This is a genomic window from Photorhabdus antumapuensis, from assembly GCF_020387775.1.
Taxonomy (GTDB): domain Bacteria; phylum Pseudomonadota; class Gammaproteobacteria; order Enterobacterales; family Enterobacteriaceae; genus Photorhabdus; species Photorhabdus antumapuensis.
The window spans coordinates 1-21,699 of record NZ_JAHZMK010000089.1; the positions used below are offsets into that span (position 1 = coordinate 1).

Here is a 21,699-nt window from a genome sequence, read left to right on the forward strand (position 1 = left end):
AGGTTCCCCGGGGCGACTCGACTCCGCATCAATAAAATCATTTTTATTACTTTTAACGAAAGGCCGGACAAACTGCGGTGAAATTAATTTAGCTTCATGGCCTAAATCATTTATTCGTCTTGCCATAAAATGCACGCCGGCACAAGCCTCCATCACCACGGTTGCAGAAGGACATCCGGCTAAAAACTCCATTAACTTGGTTCGGGTAAATTTTTTACGGAGAAGGGCGTTACCTGATTTATCCTGGCAGTGGAGATGAAAGGTATGTTTGCCGAGATCGATACCGATAAGTGTCATGTTATTCATGGCGATGGCCTCATGTAAAAGAAATCACCTTGTCAAAATACGCCTACAGGGTGAGGGTGACCATCCCATTAAGTGTGGAGTAACACATTAGTGTTTATGCCACAATAGCGAATTTAGTACTATCAACCGTACTGTCGGCTGGCTCATTAATTTTGATGCTGGGATACCAACGTTCAAATTGCTTTTAGTTCGGCATTTAGGACAGCCGTCCGAGTCTGCAACAAGTAATGAGTTCCTTCCTGATTCCACTACATCTGTTATTGACTATCCTTTTTGCAATCATTTCATTGAACGTTGATTTGACAAAAAGCAGATGAAATAGTCTCTCTATATCTGTACATTTCTCCATATGACCCACACTTTCTTTAATGGAGACAAACTAAATGCCAATAAGATACTTACCAGCCCTATAAACGCGGAAATGAAGGTATTTTATGTACGTTCATGTTTCTAAAGTATTTATAATTCACTGAGGAACTAAGCATCTATTTCAATGATCATAGATTAAATCTGTCTCCCATACATCTTAAAGTTTTAACATTGGGGATATTGAAGAAGATTATAATTTATCTGATGAAGCCTAAAATCGATTAATTGAATTATATGCATTACCAGATACTATCAAAGCACACCTCTTTTTTTTGTGCATGCTAAATTAATTTATCCATATCCACAACTCATTGTTAGTATATTCTCTCTGACGATTAGCAGAAATTAATGGGTATCACCGTTGAGTTCAAAAATTTTCTTTCTGTAAGGTAGAGTCTGCCAACTGATAATCGGCGCATCTAATTATTCTTAGGTGCGCCGGAAATATTCATTATGTTGAACATTGATTCGCAGATGGTTATTTCCCAGAAATGAAAATTACACTTCATAATCAAAGACGATGATGTCGTCGATAGAATCTATAAGCAGATCTTTTAATTTGTCATGAGCTGGGTGAGATAAATAGTTTGAAATAGCTTTATGATCATCAAATGTCATGGTGATAGCATGTGTAAAACCTTTGTTTTTGTTTTCACTACTTACATTACTTCCCCACTCGATAGAGGAAATACCTTTGATCTGATGCTGCATAGAAATAGCGGTATCTCTTATCGTCGTTAATTGTTGTTCTTTTATCTCGGATGTGAATTTTAACAAAAGAATATGGCGTATCATAATGGCTCCTGAAAGGTGTTTTTGTTTTTTCTGACAAGATAGAAAATAAGTTGTTCTATTGCAAGATCCTTGAATATATCTAATCAATTAGTCGATGTGTGTTCGATTTTGCTGTTTTTATCTCTCTGAGATATTATTAATTATAGTGTATTTGTCTATATTTGCACTGAGGCTGAACTCTCCTCCGATGAAAGCCGTAGCGGACACAAACCTCAAGAATAACTTGGGGGTGTATATTTCGGTTATCCAGGTGAAAACCATACCGTTGTGTCAGCATAGAGGCTTTAATCTCCCACTGCTTGGCAGTTTGTGGGCTGATTCTGGGGCGGAATTGCTAGGAAATATTAAAATGGAAAGAACGCACCGGAGGTAATGATGGAATACGAATTTTTGCTGGATGTCACTGGACAGGTGACTAGCCGGTTCTCAATGGATCACGAAGCTATTGGTCAGTGGTTGAATGAAGAAGTTAAAGGTGATTTGGCGGTGATAGATAAGATTGCCTCAGCGTTGGCCGAAATTAAAGGTAGTGAACGTCAATGGCAACTTGTAGGTCATGAATATACGCTGTTAATGGATGACGAAGAAGTTATGGTTCGTGCCAATCAGCTTGAGTTTGAAACTGATTCGATGGAGGAAGGTATGAGTTATTACGATAATGAGAGCCTGGCTTTTTGCGGTACCAAGGATTTTATTGATATGTTGGCCGATTATCGGGGTTTTATTTTGCAAAAGTACGATTGGTAAAAAGCTGTATATAGACAAAAATAATTCTCTGGCACGATAGGTTTTTTTCTTACTGTTAATGGTTGCTATGAAGGATAATCATCGAGTAATTTTACTCAATTATAGTTGAATAGCTAAAGAATCAAGGTGGTTTTAATGGAAGATATCAATCTGTCTGGTGGCATTAATGAGGCTACAAGCTGGCTTATTAATCATCAGGATTTAATCATTCAATATCTGGTCAATACTGTTGCTGCTATTTTGATTCTTGTTCTGGGATTGATGGCGGCGAAACTCATCAGTAAAGGCGTGAAAAGAGTTATGTCATTGCGCGGCATTGATGTAACGGTATCAGATTTCTTGGCTGCTGTTGTTCGTTATTTGATTATTGCGTTCACTATTATTGCAGTGTTGGGCAAATTAGGTGTTCAGACGGCTTCTGTCATTGCAGTTATCGGTGCTGCTGGTTTAGCTGTTGGTTTAGCTTTACAGGGGTCTTTGTCCAACTTTGCCGCGGGGGTATTGTTGGTGGCTTTTCGCCCAATCCGTGCGGGCGAATATGTTATTCTGGGCGCTGTTGAAGGCACCGTTGTTCAGGTGCAGATTTTCTCTACGACATTGCGTACAGCAGATGACAGAATCATCGTGATCCCGAATGGGAAAATTATTGCAGATAATGTTATTAATACCAGCCGTGAACCGAATCGTCGAACCCAGATCATGGTCGGTGTTGCGTATAATGCAGATATTGATGAAGTTAAAAAAGTATTAGGTGATGTTATTGCCGTAGACAATCGTATTCAGCATGACAAAGGCGTGACGATTCGTTTGCATGAAATGGCACCTTCTTCACTGAATTTTATTGTGCGTGTATGGACTACCAATGGTGATGCTTGGGAGGTTTATTGGGATTTGATGGAGGACTTTAAACGTACATTGGATAAACACAATATCAGTATTCCTTATCCACAAATGGATGTTTATTTGCATCAGAATCAAGCTATGGCGCGGAATAAAATGAGTGATTAATCAGAGGGGATTGGATAATAACCTTCTGATTATGTGAATAGACCGTAAATTTTTACTAGTAAATCAGCGCCGCGCTGTCAATAGCGCGGACGCTCTATTCCCCTAGTTTATTTTATCGACATAAGGTATTAAAGTTGTTTTTAATAAAATCATCGTTGATATCTTCTGTCAGTGCTATTTTCTTGTTATCAGATAAGCAAAGGACAGCGGATGAAACATCTGAAGTATGGAAATTAATATCAGCAGTGACTATCCCATCACCTTTTTCCCCCTGTATTTTAAGAATAAAGCGTTCACAGCCTTTTTTGCATAAGGAAGGCTGATAATAACTGAGCTTTACATCTGTAATATTTGCTGTACCAATATAGTGTTCAATTATTTCATAGTGGTTTAATGTCTCTTCAACATCATTTCGAAGCAAATAGTAGTTTCTTACAGTAAGAGCAGCAACAATAATGATTGCTAATAGCATGAAACCCATCATTTTTTTCAAAATAATCCCTTCCTCTTATTTTCATGGAATTGATAGATTCATTAATACTTTTAGTGTGTATTAGCTTGATTTCCTTTGAATTAATCAAATGATTTTCCTGTAAAAATCTGCTTTTTAGTTGGTTATTAAAATTTCTTATGATCGATTAGCAGCATTTATTTCCTCTAATGCGCTATTCTTCTTAATATTCTGAACATTGAAATAGCAAAGTGAATAATTATTGAGGAATTTTTTTATGTTATCGACATTTGTGCAGGGTTTTTTTCTTAGCGCAGCAATGATTTTGCCTCTTGGCCCACAAAATGCCTTTGTTATGCAGCAAGGCAGCAGGAGACAATTTCATCTAATGAGTGCAACTTTGTGCGCGATCAGTGATGGTTTTTTGATTGGTGTCGGTGTATTTGGTGGTAGTGCATTACTTAGTCAGTCAACTTTACTCTTGCAATGTGTCACCTGGGGAGGTGTTGCTTTTTTATTCTGGTATGGATGGGGGGCTTTACGTGTGGTTTTGTTTGCCAATATTGAACTGGCGCAGGTAAATAATTCAGTAAAAAACCGTTGGCGGGTAATTGCGATCATCTTTGCGGTCACTTGGTTAAATCCACATGTTTATTTAGATACCATTGTTGTTCTGGGCAGTATTGGTGGTCAGTTATCTTCAGAACTCAGGCCATGGTTTACTTTTGGTGCTGCAAGTGCTTCTGTTAGTTGGTTTTTTTCTCTGTCATTACTGGCTGCATGGTTTTCCCCCGTGTTAAGTAAGCCGCTTTCTCAACGGATTATTAATGGGTTTATCTGTATCATAATGTGGTATATCGCATGGCAACTTGCTAAGCAGGGATTGCTAATTTCTGATTAATCTGAACACTTCTTTGCATACAGCCTGTGTGTTAGTGTTGCATTCATCCCATAGATATTTCGGTTTTTCCGTGGGATGAACATTTTCTGTAACAGGTTTTCTTCGGAGGTTGTGTGAAATTAAAATCATTAGGGTTGGCCGCCATGTTAAGTGCCGGGGTGCCACTTGCTGCACAGGCTGCTGATTTACCCGCAGTCCCTCATGTTATTACTTCTGGTAATGCGGTAGTGAAAGCAGAACCGGATATAGCAACATTGATGATTAACGTCAATATTTCTGCTAAAGATGCTTCTGGGGCTAAAAAGCAGGTTGATGAGCTGGTTGCTAAATATTTTGATTTTCTGAAAAATCACGGTATTGAAAAGAAAGATATTGATGCGGCGAATCTGCGTACTCAGCCTGATTATGAGTATGACAATGTATCTGGCAAATCGGTGCTGAAAGGCTATCGTGCGATCCGTTCAGTGGAAGTGAAGGTTCGTAAGTTAGAGCAACTTAATGATCTGTTAGATGGCGCATTAAAAGCGGGTTTGAACGAAATTGTATCTGTTCAGTTTGGTGTGGACAATCCGCAAAAATATCGTGATGAAGTGCGCCAGAAGGCCATTGAGAATGCGATTGAACAAGCTGATGCATTGGCGAAAGGTTTTAATAGCAAAGTTGGCTCGATATACAGTATCAATTACCGAGCACCAGAGGCGATTGATCACATGAAGTATCGCAATACTGATGTGATGATGTCGGGAGGTGCTGCTGGAGTGGGTGAAACTTACCAGCAGGATAGCATCAACTTCAGCGATCAGGTTGATGTGGTTTTTGAGCTAAGACCTTAATTAATGTCATCTTGTCTTAACATCTGACGCCCAAGTTTCAACAGGGCGTCAGTCACTTTTTTCATGGTCCTGCTTTCCGGTGCAAAACGATGCCAATAGAGCATCCGGCGCTGACATAAACCCGGCGTCAGGTCGATTAGTTCACCATTTTTCAATTCTTGATCAATCTGTAAGTGTGGGATCATACAACAAGTAGAACCCTGTTTTGCCAGTTGTACAAAGGCTTCAGATGAGTTGACGATATGACATGGAACGCTACCCGGTGACAACTCGAAGTTCTGTTGTAAAAATGCCTGATGCATATCATCCAGATGGTCGAATGCAACCGCAGGGGCTTTTAGTAACGCCGAGCGGGTAACTCCATTTGGGAAATGGCGGGCAGCAAATGCTGGTGAGGCGACAAACAGATAATCCAGTGCGCCTAGTTTATCGACCAGACAACTGGGTAAGGGTTGTGGTTGAATACTGACCGCGCCAACGACTTCACCTCTTCTTAGCTGTTCTTGAGTCCGAGTTTCATCTTCAACTTGAATATTGAGTCGGATAGGTAAATCAGCGAGTACTGGGTGTAGTGCCGGTAACAGCCAGGTTGCTAAGCTGTCAGCGTTGACTGCCAACGAAAGCAGCAATGGAGTATCGGTACTTTGTTCATCACCTAGCCATTGTTCTTCCAACAACTCTACCTGATGTAATAGCGCCAGTAGTTTTTGTCCTTGTTCTGTGGGGCGCGGAGGAACGGTGCGTACTAGCAGAGGCTGACCGAACAGATTTTCCAACTGTTTGATACGTTGAGAAACTGCGGATTGGGTGATACAGAGTTTCTGGGCAGCACGTTCGAAGCCGCGTTCTCGGATCACTGCATCCAGGGCTTGTAGTGTTCGATAGTCAGGGCGTTTCATTATAGAAAGATTCTCCACTTATTTTTCTGAATATCACTATGCCATATTTTTCTAATGGATGAGGCAATTTATCTGGTGGTCCGTAAAATCCTACCTTCCAGAAATTACTCATGTTATACCCAATTTGGATAAATTTTTGTTGGTTGGTTGCCTTTGGGAAGGGGGTTCCATTTTTGAAGGTTAAGTTTGTTGATGTGGTTGAATCGGCGATATGCTCAGGAGAAAGCACTGGGTGAAGCTGTTTTTGCTAGCTTAATGATGAATTTTTGATCGGGCTAAAGATTGTTTGCATGTTTCGCTTAAGTATTATTTTTCAATAAAATTGTTAAAAAATCGTTATTTTTGGCTATTTAATAACAATGTAAGTAAGGTTGCTTTTTATGCTGTCACTGAAACATGTTGCACAATTAACATATAATACTTTGCAGTTATATATGGATCGGAGAGGAATAGATTTGGCGGTTGGTCCTATTTCTGACAGCGATGCAGACATGCTAACAAAAGTGTATGGTGAGCTTAACTGGGAATATTATATTACAGAAATTGGTAATCGACATGATTGCTTTAGTTTGTGTATAAAATTTGTTACATCAAGAGAAAATTTCCAAATTGAGTCTGTTCCGGCTGGGGTCGCCCTATCGACATATGATTTGAACGATAAGAGTTTTAACATCCATGTATTGGAAAATTTTGTGAAGGATACAGAAAATCATCCGTTGCATAGAAAGATGCTTTTGTATACTCTGTATGCAACATTGATTTTCATGAATATGGCTGATGGTGAAGACGTCAGGATTCATGAACCTGTTAAGGATAAAATAGCTTACTATCGTTCGTTTGGTTTTGAGCTAGAGCGTTGTGGATATGTAATGTCATGTGATATTAAGACATTAGCGGCAAAGTTGAAGAGTAGGTCTAAGGAGTTAGTTCTTTGACATATCTGTGTTTACATGCACGTTATAGTATACAGATAGAAATCGTTATTTTGTTGAAGATGAAATCTTAATGATCTGCTTTGTAATAAACTAAATCGGGTGGACTATCTGTTGTTACGCTCTAAATTTGTAGCTATGTCCACAACAGAGAGATTTTGTCGGGAATTTTTGCTATATGACGAAATCAGTTCAGTAATGTGAAGTTGTTTTAGAGGTGTAGCTATGAGAACACAAAAAGAACCGATGTTTGATACCATCCAAACTTATAAAAAAGCTGGAGAGACCTTGGATTTTCTTATGAAAGTAGGTCCGGTTTTGGAAGAACATGCACAGGCACCAAGCCAAGAAAAGCAAGGTCGTCGTCGTAACAAAGAGGCTGCATAAACTTCACTCTTTTTGTAGCCCGCTAATATGGCGGGTTTTTCACATCATTTAGTCTTAGTTTTTCATGATTCATCTCACTCAACTTAATTGCGGTTTCTTTGTTGCTATCAAAGTTTATACTAGTCGACAGTCTTTCCTTGTAACTGATATAGGCAATGAATTGATATGACTCAGGACGAACTAAAAAAAGCAGTAGGTTGGGCAGCACTCGAATTTGTTACATCAGGAACAGTTGTGGGTGTGGGGACAGGTTCAACGGCTTCACATTTTATTGATGCTCTCGGTTCCATTAAAGATCAGATTGAAGGGGCAGTATCCAGCTCTGAGGCTTCTACCGAGAAGTTAAAAAGCTTGGGGATTCCTGTATTCGATTGTAATGAAGTGGATTCCCTGGATATCTATGTTGATGGCGCGGATGAAATCAATGGCAATATGCAGATGATTAAAGGCGGTGGTGCTGCATTGACGCGTGAAAAAATCATTGCTGCAATAGCAAAAAAATTCGTTTGTATTGTTGATGCTTCTAAGAAAGTTGATGTATTGGGTAAATTTCCTCTGCCAGTCGAAGTGATTCCAATGGCTCGCGCTTATGTTGCTCGTGAGTTGGTTAAATTGGGGGGAGTACCAAAATATCGTCAGAATGTTGTGACTGATAACGGCAATGTGATTCTTGATGTGCATAATCTAGCCATACTCGATCCTGTTGAGTTAGAGAATAAAATTAATCGTATCTCAGGTGTGGTGACTGTGGGTCTATTTGCTAACCGTGGTGCGGATGTTGTATTGATGGGAACGTTCGATGGAGTGAAAACCATCACTCAATAATATTATTTACAGGGGCGGAGTTTTTCGCCCTTAAAAATTTTTTCACTTTTAAAATAGGTGAAGAATTTAGTGATATATCTCATATCTCTGATTGTTATTTAATCTAAATCCTAATTTTATTCTTTTTCAGATCATTTTATTCCGCATAATAACTACTTTATTAAGACTTATGTGACGAGAATAGCAATCGTTTATATTGCTGTGTTCGTTTTTTTTGTTATGTTGAGAGAATGAATCTTAAATGTAACGAAGCGTAACAATAGGCAGGATAAATGGTTAAGGTATCTCTGGAAAAAGATAAGATTAAGTTTTTGCTATTAGAAGGTGTGCATCAGAGCACGGTAGAAAATCTGCGAGCAGCCGGTTATAGCAATATCGAATATCATAAGGGAGCATTAGATTCCAAAGAATTAAAAGAGGCAATTCGTGATACCCATTTTGTGGGTATCCGTTCCCGCACACAACTGACCGAAGATATTTTTCAGGCAGCGGAAAAATTAGTTGCTGTAGGCTGTTTCTGTATTGGTACCAATCAGGTTGATCTGAAAGCGGCGGCAAAACGTGGTATCCCTGTCTTTAATGCGCCATTTTCTAATACCCGTTCTGTTGCTGAAATGGTCCTTGGTGAGTTGTTGTTATTGCTGCGTCGTATCCCTTTGGCGAATGCGAAAGCTCATCGTGGAGTGTGGGATAAGCAGGCTAAAGGCTGCTATGAAGTTCGTGGTAAAAAACTGGGCATTATCGGTTACGGTCATATTGGTACTCAGCTTGGTATTCTGGCTGAAAATATTGGTATGGATGTCTACTTTTACGATATTGAAAACAAGTTGCCATTAGGTAATGCTCATCAGGTACGTCATTTGTCAGAATTACTGAATATGAGTGATGTGGTTAGTTTGCATGTACCAGAAACGCCATCAACTAGAAATATGATTGGTGCGACCGAACTGACCCTGATGAAACCGGGTTCTATCCTGATTAATGCTTCACGCGGAACGGTGGTGGATATCCCGGCATTATGTGATGCATTGGAAAGTGAACATCTGTCAGGGGCGGCTGTGGATGTGTTCCCTGTTGAACCGGCAACTAATAATGATTCATTTGAGTCACCGTTACGTAAATTTGATAACGTGTTGCTGACCCCACATATTGGTGGTTCTACCCAGGAAGCGCAGGAAAACATTGGTTATGAAGTCGCAGGAAAGTTAGCGAAATACTCTGATAATGGTTCTACCTTATCAGCAGTAAACTTCCCAGAAGTGTCTCTTCCTGTTCATGCTGATGATACCAACCGGTTTCTACATATTCATGAAAATCGCCCGGGTATATTGAACAGTATTAACCAAGTGTTTGCTGAACAAGATATTAATATCGCCGCTCAGTATTTGCGTACCAGTGGAGATATGGGTTATGTGGTTATTGATATTGTGACTGAAAATCCTGCTCAGGCTGAAATGGTATTTCAGAAACTGAAAGCATTGCCGGGTACTATCCGTTCTCGTCTGCTTTACTGATTATACCCGTTATCTTTCAAGTTGCCTCTTTGTTGGCTGCGCTCACTCACCCCGGTCACATAGTTTGCTATGCTCCCGGGGATTCGCTCCTTGCCGTCGCGATGCATCTTGAAATCCGTAGGGTATATTTTGATATGTCATAAATGGGCGCTTTGTGTAAGGCGTCCATTTTTTACTGCCATTGCCAGATTTTTTCAGGTGTGATGATTTCGGGTAATGGGATATCCCATTCGGCTGTTGGCAGCGTATCGACTAGCTGACAGTTATGCGCCAGACCTATCGGATAGAAATTTTTTTGTTGCCACTGCTTCAATGTACGATCGTAAAAGCCACCACCCATGCCAAGTCGCTGCCCTGTGCGGTCAAAAGCAACCAGCGGGATCATCATAATATCCAGCTCTGATAATGGTAAAACCTGTTCAATATTCAGCGGTGGTTCTTCTATATTGAAGCGATTTCTGACAAGCGGGCTGTTGGGTTGATAGTTTAAAAATAGCAGATGGTGATGATGGAAAGGGTGCAATACCGGCAGATAGATCTGTTTATTTTGTTGCCAGAGTTGGTTAATCAGTGGACGGGTATCAAGTTCACCATCAAACGAAAGGAATAGTGCGATTTTGTTGGCTTGGTGAATTTTGGGGTGGTTGATTGCTCGCTCAGCAGCCTGTCTTGCAAAAAGCGATTGCTGTTCAGGAGTGAGTTCACGGCGTTGTTGGCGTATTTTCTTTCTAATGCTTTGTCTGAGTGATAATAGGGGCTCTGATTGCATAGAACCTGCCGGTGGATAGCAGCAGTGATTAAGGTTGAGATTCTCCAAGATGCCGTTACAGGTAGTAACCCTTGAACCCTTGGTTCAAGGTGAACGCAGCGTCGCAGCTTTAAGGCTTCTCGGCCGAACCGAGCATGCACACCAGACTACGGAGCACCACATTCTATCATGTATGAAATATCGGCTCAGGGGACTTTCCCCGTTAACGAACATCTCAGAGAAATTTATTCAGCGCTTGTAAGCAACTTTATGCCACCTATTGTATGAAACTAAACACAGAAAGCAACTAATTCTCGAATGATTCACTCACTAATGTATGATTTATCGATAGAATTCATTCAGTTGGTGAAATAGTGCTCTCAGTGATGCGACCTTGTTCCACTAATGCGTGTTCTATAGTCTGTTGAAGCATCTTTATTTTCTGTTCCATATTATAGGCATAGTCACGGGTTTTCACTTTTTCTTGTGCCAATTCGTGACAGATATTCAGTGCCACAATAAAAATCAGTTGTTCAGTATTGGTTACTCTGGTGCGCTCTTTTAAATCTTCTAAACGTTGCTCAAGTTCCACAGCCGCAGCCAGCAATGCTTCTTTTTGCTCTGATGGACAATTGACACGTAGTGACCGCCCAAAAATCTGGATATCTACCGGTTGTGCAGACATGACCCCTTCCTGACTTATTGCTGCGCCCCGGTTTTAATTCTGAATTATAGAATTGAAACTGGCGCCAATCATTATAACGCCATACCGACAGACAACTCACGATTAGCGAAGGTTGTTGTCTGGTATAGCGACTCCCCTTGGTGGTAGCATAGCATGAACTTACACCGTCAACGATGACCAATACACATGTCTATACAGAATTCATTACCAGATTATCAATCTTTTGACGAAATATTGCATCAACAGTCAGTGGCACTGACGGCAGCGGAGATGCATGGGTTGATTAGCGGCCTACTGTGCGGCGGTAATCGCGACAGTAGTTGGCAGGTCTTAGTTCATGACTTAGCTAATGATGGGCTAGCTTTTTCCCCTCCATTAGCCCAACAATTGCGTGAACTACGTGAAATCACATTCGAATCATTGGATGACAGTCATTTTGCATTCGGTTTATTGCTGCCAGATGAGGAAGATAATGTGTTTGAACGAGCAGATGCATTAGCTGGATGGGTTAACCATTTTTTGCTGGGGTTAGGTGTTGCTCAACCGAAGTTCGCGGATAAAAAAGAGATCAGTGAGATTATTGGTGATTTGCGCAATATCGGTCTACTTGGTTATGAAGAAGGTGATGATCAAGAAGAGTTGGCCCAGGCACTGGAAGAGGTTCTTGAATATGTGCGGGTGGCTGCGCAGCTTTGCTATATCGCCTTTACTGAACCTAAAACCGTTTTAATTGCAAAAAATGATAAACCAACATTGCATTAATTGGTGTTTATTGAGCGCAAAATAATTAACTAAGTCGCAGGAGAGGGTATGATCAAACAAGAATATTTATCCCGCCGTCAGGCTTTACTGGCAAAAATGGCTCCGGCCAGCGCAGCGATTATTTTTTCTGCCCCGCCTGCGCCACGAAATTCAGATAATGAATATCCCTATCGTCAGCATAGCGATTTCCTTTATTTGACTGGGTTTAATGAACCGGAAGCGGTGTTGGTATTAATTAAGAGTGATGATACGCATAATCATAGTGTTCTTTTTAATCGAGTGCGTGACTTGACTGCGGAAATTTGGTTTGGTCGCCGTCTTGGGCAAGAAGCGGCACCGGAAAAACTGGGTATTGATCGTGCTTTGCCTTTTGATGATATCAAAGAAGAGCTTTACCTGTTGCTGAATGGTTTGAATGTGGTTTATCACGCGCAAGGCGAATTTGCCTACGCGGATGAAATTGTCTTCCATGCGTTGGATATTTTAAGAAAAGGCGGTCGACGTAATCTTTCAGCGCCTTTATCGATAACTGATTGGCGCCCTTGGGTACATGAAATGCGGTTGTTCAAATCTAAGGCAGAAATTGAAGTTATGCGCCGGGCAGGTGAAATCAGTGCGCAGGCCCATACGCGCGCAATAAAAGTTTGCCGACCAGGAATGTTTGAGTATCAACTGGAAGCCGAAATTCATCACGAATTTACTTATCAAGGGGCTCGTTACCCTGCTTACAACACGATTGTAGGGAGTGGTGAAAATAGCTGTATCCTGCACTACACCGAGAATGAAAGCAGGATGAAAGAGGGTGACTTGGTGTTGGTTGACGCAGGTTGTGAATATCTGGGTTATGCCGGAGATATCACTCGTACTTTCCCTGTCAATGGCAAATTCACCCGTGCTCAGCGTGAAATTTACGATATCGTACTGAAAACGCTCAATGTTTCATTGGAATTGTATAAGCCAGGCACCAGCATCAACAAAGTTACAGAACATGTCGTGCGGATTATGGTGGAAGAGTTGGTGAAACTGGGCATTATGCACGGTGAAGTTGAACATTTAATCGAAACTAAAGCCTATCGCCAGTTCTTTATGCATGGTCTCAGTCATTGGCTAGGGTTGGATGTGCATGATGTCGGTGATTATGGTGTAGAGCGTGACCGTATTCTGCAACCAGGAATGGTATTGACTGTTGAGCCGGGGCTTTATATTGCACCGGATGCAGATGTGCCGATGGAATATCGTGGTATCGGTATCCGTATTGAAGATGATATTTTGATCACTGAAACAGGTAATGAAAACCTGACAGCCAGTGTTGTTAAAGAAGCTGATGAGATTGAAGCTCTGATGGCGAAAGCAAAACAGGGTTAAGTTAAAAATGAACGTGATTATCGTTGGTGGAGGCATGACCGGCGCGACACTTGCGCTGGCGATATCTTCCCTGAGTAAGGGGCAGATTCATGTGTCCCTGATTGAAGCAGCAGAGCCGGAGCAGAAACATCCCGGCTTTGATGCCAGAGCGATAGCGCTGGCTTACGGTACTTGTCAGCGTTTACAACAGATCGGCGTTTGGTCTGCTCTGGAAGATTATGTGATACCAATAACTCACGTTCATGTTAGTGATCGTGGTCATGCAGGGTTTGTGAATCTTTATGCAAAAGAATATAACATTCCAGCTCTAGGTAATGTTATCGAATTGTATGATGCAGGGCAGTGTTTGTTCGGATTACTGAAAAATGCGCCTGGTGTAACGTTATATTGTCCATCCAGGGTTATGGCTGTTGAAAGAACCCTGTCATCGGTAGCTGTCACTCTGGATAGTGGCGAACGGCTGCAAGGTGAATTGCTGGTAGCGGCAGATGGCAGCCATTCTGCCATTGGTCTCGCCTGTAATATTCAGTGGCAACGACATGCTTATGAACAGGTTGCCGTGATTACTAATGTATTGACTTCGGAGCATCCGCGAGGCAGTGCATTTGAACGTTTCACAGAAAATGGCCCACTGGCTTTGCTGCCAATGTCTGAGGGCCGGAGCTCGCTGGTATGGTGCCATCAGTTGGCGCGGAGAAAGGAGATAGCGAGTTGGAATAATGAGCAATTTCTTAGGCAGTTACAGCGAGTATTTGGCTGGAGACTGGGGAAAATATTGGAAACCGGTCAGAGTCACAGTTATCCATTGACACTATCTACTGCAAATCAACAGATTAGCCATCGATTGGCGTTGGTGGGAAATGCCGCGCAAACATTACATCCGATTGCGGGTCAGGGTTTTAATCTTGGTATGCGAGATGTTATGACACTGGCTCAGATTGTTTCTGAGGCTTTTGCTGCTGGTCAGGATATTGGTACTTACCAGGTTCTGGCCAACTATCAACAGCAACGGGTTTTAGATCGGGAAAACACCATTGATATTACCGATGGATTGATACGGATATTTGCCAATCGTTATTTTCCATTACAAGTCGGGCGTAACTTCGGCCTGATGATGATGGAAAAATGCTCTCCTATGCGGGATATACTGGCCCGTCAGACTCTGGGTTGGGTCGCCCAAAGATAACCGCAGATAAAGCAGACAAAATAAGAGGACGTTATATTATGCAATCATTTGACGTGGTTATCGCTGGTGGCGGTATGGTGGGTTTGGCGCTTGCCTGTGGCTTGCAAGGCAGCGGTTTGCGGGTGGCGGTGGTGGAGAACTATCCGCCTACTCAACCCGTTATTGCTGGAGAAGAGTATGCTTTGCGGGTTTCTGCAATTAATGCGGCCAGTGAGCGCCTGTTACAGCATCTTGGTGTGTGGCAACAGATTCTGGAGATGCGCACCAGCCCTTATCAAGAAATGGAAGTTTGGGAGCGGGATAGCTTTGGCCGGATTCGGTTCAGCGCGGCTGAATATGGGCTGGAATATCTTGGTCATATCATTGAAAACCGAGTTATTCGTGAAGCATTATGGAAAAAAGCAGACAGCTTATCTGAAGTGACCATTTTGTCGCCAGCGGCTTTGAAACAGGTTGCCTGGGGTGAAAATGAAGCTTTTATGACCTTATCCGATGGTCGCATGTTAACTGCTCGTTTAGTTGTTGGTGCTGATGGTGCTCATTCATGGTTACGTCAACATGCTGATATCCCTCTCACATTCTGGGATTATGAACATCATGCGTTGGTCGCCACTATTCGCACTGAAGAGCCGCACGGCAGGGTTGCCCGTCAGGTCTTTTATGGTGATGGTATTTTAGCGTTTTTACCGCTTGCCGATCCCCATTTGTGTTCTATCGTCTGGTCACTACCGGGTGAAGTCGCAGAACAGTACAAACAGCTTGATCATAGGCGTTTCAACCAGCAATTGGCGGTGGATTTTGATCTGCGCCTTGGTCAATGTGAACTGATGAGTGAACGTCTGACGATTCCACTGACCGGTCGCTATGCCCGTAATTTTGCGGCTCATCGTTTGGCCTTATTGGGAGATGCCGCTCATACCATTCACCCATTGGCGGGTCAGGGAGTGAATTTGGGCTTGATGGATGTCGCTGAGCTGATAGGTGAATTGCGTCGTTTGCATGGTCAGGGAAAAGATATTGGTCAGCACTTTTATTTACGTCGTTATGAGCGCCGACGTAAATATGGTGCTGCTGTGATGCTGGCCGGGATGCAAGGTTTTCGTCAATTATTTGATGGCAATAATCCGGCGAAAAAACTTTTGCGGGATGTTGGGTTGTCTCTGGCAGATAATTTACCGGGAATTAAACCTAAATTACTTCGTCAGGCAATGGGATTGAGTGATTTACCGGACTGGCTCTCTTCTAAAGCCCATTCGGCTGAAAAAATCTAATTTAGCCTCTGCTTATCGATAACTTTTTTTCATGTCTTGCTGAAATATGAATAGGTGATTTGATTCATATTTCAGTTAGCTTGTAACAGAAAATGAGTGTTTTCTAAAGTTAATTGTTAATTTTGAGTATTATGACTCATTTTAATAGTTGAAAATTCTGCATACTCATAACCCGTTTTTTGATGGTCACTGAATTGAACCCTATTTTTACTTATGGTTCATTTGGGTTTTCAGTGATAACTTTCATTCTAAGATATCGTTTGCGTCGCGTTTTTTAGCCGCTCTTTGTTCATGATTCACAGTATCTGTCGGTTAATACGCGGTATGTTTTCATGTAGGAAATGAAAAGAGGGAAATAATGGCAAAACAAACTCCATTGTATGACCAGCATCTGGCTTGTGGTGCACGTATGGTAGATTTTCATGGCTGGATGATGCCTTTGCATTATGGTTCACAAATGGATGAGCATCATACTGTCCGCACTCATGCCGGTATGTTTGATGTTTCCCACATGACGATTGTGGATCTGCATGGTACGGGTTGCCGTGATTTCCTGCGTTATTTGCTGGCAAATGACATTGCTAAACTGACAGAAAAGGGTAAAGCCTTATATACCGGGATGCTTAATGCTTCTGGTGGTGTAATTGATGACCTGATTGTTTATTACCTTAGCAATGATTTTTATCGATTGGTGGTCAATTCTGCGACCCGTGAGAAAGATCTGGCTTGGATTAATGAACATGTAGCCAGTTACCCGGTTGATATTCAGGTTCGTGATGATCTGGCATTAATTGCGGTTCAGGGACCGGAAGCTCAGGCAAAAGTACAGTCTCTGTTGAGTGATGAACAAAAACAGACTATTGCCGAAATGAAACCCTTCTTTGGTGTCCAGGCGGGTGATCTGTTTATCGCAACAACGGGTTATACCGGTGAAGCAGGTTATGAAGTGGCGTTACCAAAAGAGCAAGCAACGGATTTCTGGCAAAAATTGCTGAGTGTCGGCGTTAAGCCCGCGGGATTAGGTGCGCGTGATACGCTGCGACTTGAAGCCGGTATGAACCTCTATGGGCAGGAAATGGATGAAACCATTTCTCCCCTTGCAGCTAACATGGGCTGGACAATCGCTTGGAAACCCGAAGATCGCCAGTTTATCGGCCGTGAAGCACTAGAAAAACAGCGTGAAGAGGGCACTGAGCAGTTGGTTGGTTTGGTGATGAGAGAAAAGGGTGTGTTACGCGGTGGTTTAATAGTTAGTTTTACTGATGAGATGGGCACCTTACATTCTGGCGTTATTACCAGTGGTACGTTCTCTCCAACATTAGGATTCAGTATTGCCCTTGCCCGTGTGCCGCAGGGGATTGGTGAACAGGCGGTTGTCCAAATCCGCAATCGTGAAATGCCGGTTCAGGTAGTCAAACCTAGCTTTGTACGGGCGGGTAAACCTCTCGTATAGTCATTTTTATCGAATAATAACTTGATGAGTAAATAGCAATTTATCCCGGAAAGCATGATTGGTGCAGGAGCACAAAATAGCCTAATAGGGGTAGATTCTAGGATTGAAGGAGATGATGGTAATGAGTAATGTCCCCGCAGAGTTAAGATATGCTGAATCACATGAGTGGATTCGTGCAGAAGGTAACGGTGAATACACTGTAGGTATTACCGAGCATGCACAGGAGCTGCTCGGCGATATGGTCTTTGTTGATTTGCCAGAAGTAGGTGATGAAATCAATCTTGGCGATGATTGTGCCGTTGTTGAATCAGTAAAAGCGGCTTCTGATATCTATGCACCACTGAGTGGTGAAATTATTGCCGTTAATGAGGCGCTAAATGACGCGCCTGAATTGGTTAACAGTGAGCCTTATAACGAAGGCTGGCTGTTCCGTATTAAAGCCTCTGATGAAAGTGAACTTTCGAGTTTGCTGAATGCCGAAGGATATCAGGCACTTCTGGACGAAGAAGAATAATATGCTTACCGTCGCCCTGTTTCACATTGTGAGCAGGGCGTTTTTATTTGTATGCCATTTCTGGCCAGCTTCAGGAATTAGTAACAAATGACCCAGACATTAAGCCAACTCGAGAATCATGGCGAGTTTATCCGCCGTCATATTGGCTCTTCCGCCGAACAGCAAAAAGAGATGCTGGCGACAGTGGGGGCAAGTTCCCTTAATGATTTAACACAGAAAATTGTTCCCCGTGATATCGCCTTACCAGCGCCACCCGATGTTGGCAGTGGTGCAACTGAACAGCAAGCACTCGCTGAACTGAAAGCGATTGCCAGCCAAAATAAGCGTTACCAATCCTATATTGGTATGGGATATGTGCCTGCTGTGCTTCCGCCGGTTATTTTGCGTAATTTATTAGAAAATCCTGGCTGGTATACCGCTTATACACCTTATCAACCAGAAGTTTCTCAAGGTCGCCTTGAATCACTGTTGAATTTCCAACAAGTGACGATCGATTTGACGGGTTTGGATATTGCCTCTGCCTCTTTGCTGGATGAAGCGACTGCGGCGGCTGAAGCAATGGCAATGGCAAAACGTACCAGCAAACTGAAAAATGCTGACCGTTTCTTTGTTGCTGATGATATCCATCCCCAAACATTAGACGTTGTTCGTACCCGCGCTGAAACCTTTGGCTTTGATGTGATTGTAGATAAAGCAGAAAAAGTTTTGGAGCAGGAAGGTGTATTTGGTGTGTTGTTACAACAGGTTGGCACGACAGGTGAAGTTCATGATTATGCTGATCTGATCGCACAACTGAAACAGCGCAAAATCATTGTCAGTGTTGCCGCTGACTTGATGGCGTTGGTGCTGCTGACTGCACCGGGTAAACAAGGGGCTGACATTGTGTTTGGTTCTGCTCAGCGCTTTGGGGTACCAATGGGGTATGGCGGTCCCCACGCAGCATTTTTTGCCAGCCGTGATGAATTCAAACGTTCTATGCCGGGACGTATTATCGGTGTTTCCCGTGATGCGGCTGGTAATACGGCACTGCGCATGGCAATGCAGACCCGTGAGCAGCATATTCGTCGTGAGAAAGCGAATTCCAACATCTGTACTGCTCAGGTGTTGTTGGCAAATATCGCGGCGATGTATGCGGTATATCATGGTTCGAAAGGATTGAAACGCATTGCGAGCCGTATTCATCGTCTGACTGACATTCTGGCGGCTGGGTTACAGAAAGCTGGGTTGACTCTACGTTACAAAACTTGGTTTGATACACTGACGGTTGAAATTGTTGATAAAGCGGCGGTATTGGCCCGGGCAGAGAAAGCTGAAATCAATTTGCGTACCGATATTTACGGCGCGGTGGGTATCACATTGAGTGAGGCTACCCGTCGTGATGATGTGATTAAATTGTTCTCTGTGCTGACAGGCACGGATGACAAGCTAGATGTTGAAACACTGGATAAAGAGCTGATGACGGAAAGTCACTCCATTCCTGCCTCAATGTTGCGTAGTGATGAAATCCTTCTGCATCCAAATTTCAACCGCTATCACAGCGAAACAGATATGATGCGCTATATGCATCGTCTTGAGCGCCGAGATTTGGCACTGAATCAGGCAATGATCCCATTGGGTTCTTGCACTATGAAACTTAATGCTGCGGCAGAAATGTTACCGATCTCTTGGCCTGAATTTAATGAACTGCATCCATTCTGCCCGCTAGGGCAAGCGCAGGGTTATCAGCAGATGATCAGCCAATTATCTCACTGGCTGGTGCAATTGACAGGTTATGATGCTGTTTGTATGCAACCAAACTCCGGTGCACAGGGTGAATATGCGGGTTTGCTTGCTATTCGCCGTTACCATGAAAGTCGTGGAGAAGGACATCGTCATATCTGTTTGATCCCAAGTTCTGCTCATGGTACTAACCCGGCTTCTGCTCATATGGCGGGTATGACGGTTGTGGTGGTAAGTTGCGACAAAGAGGGCAACATTGATCTGGCAGACCTGCGTGAAAAAGCGGAAGAATCAGATGGTGAGCTTTCCTGCATCATGGTGACTTACCCATCAACCCACGGCGTATATGAAGAAACGATCCGTCAGGTGTGTGAAATCATTCATCAGTATGGTGGTCAGGTTTACCTTGATGGTGCGAATATGAACGCGCAGGTTGGCATCACCGCGCCGGGTTTTATCGGCGCTGATGTTTCGCATCTCAACCTTCACAAAACATTCTGTATCCCACATGGCGGCGGCGGTCCAGGTATGGGGCCGATTGGCGTAAAAGCCCATTTAGCGCCGTTTTTGCCGGGGCACTCGGTAGTTCAAATGGATGGCATTACTGAACAGAGAGCGGTCTCAGCGGCACCATTTGGTAGTGCTTCTATTCTGCCGATTAGTTGGATGTATATCCGTATGATGGGCTCGCAAGGATTGAAACAGGCAAGTCAGACAGCAATTTTGAATGCTAACTATATTGCTGCTCGTTTAAAGAATGATTATGACGTGCTGTATACGGGACATAACGGTTATGTGGCCCATGAATGTATTCTGGATATTCGACCGTTGAAAGAAGCGTTTGGTATCAGCGAGATGGATATTGCCAAGCGCTTGATTGACTATGGCTTCCATGCGCCAACCATGTCATTCCCGGTTGCCGGTACGTTGATGGTGGAACCTACAGAATCGGAAAGCAAAGTAGAAATTGACCGCTTTGTGGATGCTATGTTGGCAATCCGTGCTGAAATTGGCAAAGTGGCGCAAGGTGAATGGTCATTGGAAGATAATCCATTGGTCAATGCGCCTCACGTACAAACTGAGCTGGTTTCTGATTGGAGCCATAGTTACAGCCGTGAAATTGCCGTTTTCCCAACCGCAGAAACCAAAGCCAATAAATATTGGCCTGCTGTTAAACGCCTGGATGATGTTTACGGTGATCGTAATCTGCATTGCTCTTGTGCACCTGTCAGTGATTATCAATAATTACTAATATAATAGCAACACCAGTATAGTAACTGGTGTTGCTATTATTTATATTTATTGGTGAAGCTGATTTAAATATAAGTTTATTTTATATATTTAATGCCTTTTCCCCCAAAAATTTCACATGCTATTTTAATCTAATAGTATCTTTCATTATTGCTATTTTTACTTAATAAAATGTTTTTATTGATATTTTATTTAAATAATTTTTTATGAGTGATGATATTTTGTTAATAACGAATTGAAACTATTATTAATATAATAATTTATTATTATTGTATATTTATAAACCTCATGAATTAAGTTTTCCTATGGATGTCTCTTCTGTTGAGACAGGGAAACACGGCGAGTAGTACGAGATTGATTCTTTTCCTTATATCCCGTCACCATTTAATATCTCCAGCCTTACCGCGATTTAGCGACATTTAATATAACCGATTCCCCATTATTGGGATTAAAAAATCGAACGATGATCACATTTCACACTATCCATTCAGACGGTGAATTAATTACACATTAGAATAGTTGGCTTATATCACTATCAAATTATCAATATTTTCTATGGAAAGATTACCGTTTCATCACCGAAGCCCGATTAACTTAAGAAAAGAGAGAGTACGATGGATAAGCGCAGCACCCCGTTGGTCAGGGCCACGAGTTATCTTTTAATTTACCTTACCGCCGTTTATCCTCTTCATCCGGCTATCGCCGCCGGCATCACGCCGGATAATAGCCAAACGCAGGTCCAAAATCAGGGCAATGTGCCGGTGGTGAATATTGCCAC

General features: G+C 42.5%; 20 protein-coding genes, 1 other RNA gene and 2 pseudogenes. 15 read left to right on the top strand and 8 right to left on the bottom strand.

Annotated features, from left to right (window positions below; translation table 11 throughout):
- From KZ793_RS22210 to KZ793_RS22220, 3 genes and pseudogenes are all read right to left on the bottom strand, one after another.
- Positions 1 to 306, bottom strand: a pseudogene (locus KZ793_RS22210) (IS110 family transposase); the annotation flags it as partial.
- A gap of 94 nt (positions 307 to 400) precedes the next feature.
- Positions 401 to 659 (bottom strand): annotated as a pseudogene (locus tag KZ793_RS22215) (ISKra4 family transposase); the annotation flags it as partial.
- Between the two features lie 514 nt (positions 660 to 1,173).
- On the bottom strand, positions 1,174 to 1,470 hold the full coding sequence (locus KZ793_RS22220; RefSeq protein ID WP_225817249.1) for a Dabb family protein: 297 nt from the start codon (positions 1,468 to 1,470) through the stop codon (positions 1,174 to 1,176).
- A gap of 375 nt (positions 1,471 to 1,845) precedes the next feature.
- Between KZ793_RS22220 and KZ793_RS22225 the strand changes: the two genes are divergently transcribed.
- Both KZ793_RS22225 and mscS read left to right on the top strand, forming a co-directional pair.
- Positions 1,846 to 2,217: a YacL family protein gene (locus tag KZ793_RS22225; RefSeq protein WP_225817250.1), complete on the top strand. Its 372-nt coding sequence runs from the start codon at positions 1,846 to 1,848 to the stop codon at positions 2,215 to 2,217.
- 135 nt (positions 2,218 to 2,352) lie between these two features.
- Positions 2,353 to 3,225 (top strand): small-conductance mechanosensitive channel MscS, encoded by an 873-nt coding sequence (gene mscS / locus KZ793_RS22230; protein ID WP_225817251.1) that lies wholly within the window; start codon positions 2,353 to 2,355, stop codon positions 3,223 to 3,225.
- Positions 3,226 to 3,337: 112 nt separating this feature from the next.
- Here the strand turns inward: mscS and KZ793_RS22235 are convergent, their stop codons facing one another.
- Positions 3,338 to 3,718: a hypothetical protein gene (locus KZ793_RS22235; protein WP_225817252.1), complete on the bottom strand. Its 381-nt coding sequence runs from the start codon at positions 3,716 to 3,718 to the stop codon at positions 3,338 to 3,340.
- A 235-nt stretch (positions 3,719 to 3,953) separates the two neighbouring features.
- Between KZ793_RS22235 and argO the strand changes: the two genes are divergently transcribed.
- Both argO and KZ793_RS22245 read left to right on the top strand, forming a co-directional pair.
- Positions 3,954 to 4,577, top strand: coding sequence for an arginine exporter ArgO (gene argO / locus KZ793_RS22240; protein ID WP_225817253.1), 624 nt, complete (start codon positions 3,954 to 3,956; stop codon positions 4,575 to 4,577).
- 113 nt (positions 4,578 to 4,690) lie between these two features.
- A complete protein-coding gene (locus KZ793_RS22245) occupies positions 4,691 to 5,410 on the top strand; it encodes an oxidative stress defense protein (RefSeq protein ID WP_225817254.1) in 720 nt (239 codons plus the stop codon).
- Here the strand turns inward: KZ793_RS22245 and KZ793_RS22250 are convergent.
- Positions 5,407 to 6,309: a LysR family transcriptional regulator ArgP gene (locus KZ793_RS22250; RefSeq protein WP_225817255.1), complete on the bottom strand. Its 903-nt coding sequence runs from the start codon at positions 6,307 to 6,309 to the stop codon at positions 5,407 to 5,409. The two genes, KZ793_RS22245 and KZ793_RS22250, sit on opposite strands and share 4 nt — an antisense overlap.
- A 380-nt stretch (positions 6,310 to 6,689) precedes the next feature.
- On the opposite strand from KZ793_RS22250, the gene KZ793_RS22255 reads away from it, so the two are divergent.
- The 4 genes from KZ793_RS22255 to serA all read left to right on the top strand — a co-directional run bounded on the left by KZ793_RS22255 (position 6,690) and on the right by serA (position 9,967).
- Entirely contained in the window at positions 6,690 to 7,244 is a 555-nt protein-coding gene (locus KZ793_RS22255) for a hypothetical protein (protein ID WP_225817256.1), read from the top strand.
- A gap of 222 nt (positions 7,245 to 7,466) precedes the next feature.
- Positions 7,467 to 7,628 carry a hypothetical protein gene (locus KZ793_RS22260; protein ID WP_214086850.1) on the top strand — a complete coding sequence of 54 codons (162 nt, stop codon included), beginning with the start codon at positions 7,467 to 7,469 and terminating at the stop codon, positions 7,626 to 7,628.
- 165 nt (positions 7,629 to 7,793) lie between these two features.
- The gene (gene rpiA / locus KZ793_RS22265; protein ID WP_225817257.1) at positions 7,794 to 8,453 is read left to right on the top strand and encodes a ribose-5-phosphate isomerase RpiA; all 660 of its coding nucleotides are present in this window, start codon (positions 7,794 to 7,796) and stop codon (positions 8,451 to 8,453) included.
- Between the two features lie 272 nt (positions 8,454 to 8,725).
- Complete coding sequence (gene serA, locus KZ793_RS22270; RefSeq protein WP_225817258.1) at positions 8,726 to 9,967, top strand: phosphoglycerate dehydrogenase; 1,242 nt, start codon at positions 8,726 to 8,728, stop codon at positions 9,965 to 9,967.
- Positions 9,968 to 10,139: 172 nt separating this feature from the next.
- On the opposite strand, the gene KZ793_RS22275 is transcribed toward serA, so the two are convergent.
- The 3 genes from KZ793_RS22275 to zapA form a co-directional block, all read right to left on the bottom strand.
- A complete protein-coding gene (locus KZ793_RS22275; RefSeq protein WP_225817259.1) occupies positions 10,140 to 10,736 on the bottom strand; it encodes a 5-formyltetrahydrofolate cyclo-ligase in 597 nt (198 codons plus the stop codon).
- A 37-nt stretch (positions 10,737 to 10,773) separates the two neighbouring features.
- Positions 10,774 to 10,960: non-coding RNA, 6S RNA (gene ssrS / locus KZ793_RS22280), on the bottom strand.
- Between the two features lie 110 nt (positions 10,961 to 11,070).
- Positions 11,071 to 11,400, bottom strand: coding sequence for a cell division protein ZapA (gene zapA / locus KZ793_RS22285; RefSeq protein ID WP_118988157.1), 330 nt, complete (start codon positions 11,398 to 11,400; stop codon positions 11,071 to 11,073).
- 186 nt (positions 11,401 to 11,586) lie between these two features.
- On the opposite strand from zapA, the gene KZ793_RS22290 reads away from it, so the two are divergent.
- The 7 genes from KZ793_RS22290 (at position 11,587) to gcvP (ending at position 20,915) form a co-directional block, all read left to right on the top strand.
- Entirely contained in the window at positions 11,587 to 12,162 is a 576-nt protein-coding gene (locus tag KZ793_RS22290; RefSeq protein ID WP_225817260.1) for a YecA/YgfB family protein, read from the top strand.
- Between the two features lie 48 nt (positions 12,163 to 12,210).
- Positions 12,211 to 13,527, top strand: a complete 1,317-nt coding sequence (gene pepP, locus KZ793_RS22295) for a Xaa-Pro aminopeptidase (RefSeq protein WP_225817261.1) — start codon at positions 12,211 to 12,213, stop codon at positions 13,525 to 13,527.
- A 7-nt stretch (positions 13,528 to 13,534) separates the two neighbouring features.
- Positions 13,535 to 14,713, top strand: coding sequence for a 2-octaprenyl-6-methoxyphenyl hydroxylase (gene ubiH / locus KZ793_RS22300; protein ID WP_225817262.1), 1,179 nt, complete (start codon positions 13,535 to 13,537; stop codon positions 14,711 to 14,713).
- A 38-nt stretch (positions 14,714 to 14,751) separates the two neighbouring features.
- Positions 14,752 to 15,984 carry an FAD-dependent 2-octaprenylphenol hydroxylase gene (ubiI, locus tag KZ793_RS22305; protein WP_225817263.1) on the top strand — a complete coding sequence of 411 codons (1,233 nt, stop codon included), beginning with the start codon at positions 14,752 to 14,754 and terminating at the stop codon, positions 15,982 to 15,984.
- A 358-nt stretch (positions 15,985 to 16,342) separates the two neighbouring features.
- Positions 16,343 to 17,437, top strand: coding sequence for a glycine cleavage system aminomethyltransferase GcvT (gene gcvT, locus KZ793_RS22310; RefSeq protein WP_225817264.1), 1,095 nt, complete (start codon positions 16,343 to 16,345; stop codon positions 17,435 to 17,437).
- Between the two features lie 121 nt (positions 17,438 to 17,558).
- Positions 17,559 to 17,951 carry a glycine cleavage system protein GcvH gene (gene gcvH / locus KZ793_RS22315; RefSeq protein WP_225817265.1) on the top strand — a complete coding sequence of 131 codons (393 nt, stop codon included), beginning with the start codon at positions 17,559 to 17,561 and terminating at the stop codon, positions 17,949 to 17,951.
- 87 nt (positions 17,952 to 18,038) lie between these two features.
- Positions 18,039 to 20,915 (top strand): aminomethyl-transferring glycine dehydrogenase, encoded by a 2,877-nt coding sequence (gene gcvP, locus KZ793_RS22320; protein ID WP_225817266.1) that lies wholly within the window; start codon positions 18,039 to 18,041, stop codon positions 20,913 to 20,915.
- The last annotated feature ends 784 nt before the right edge of the window (positions 20,916 to 21,699 follow it).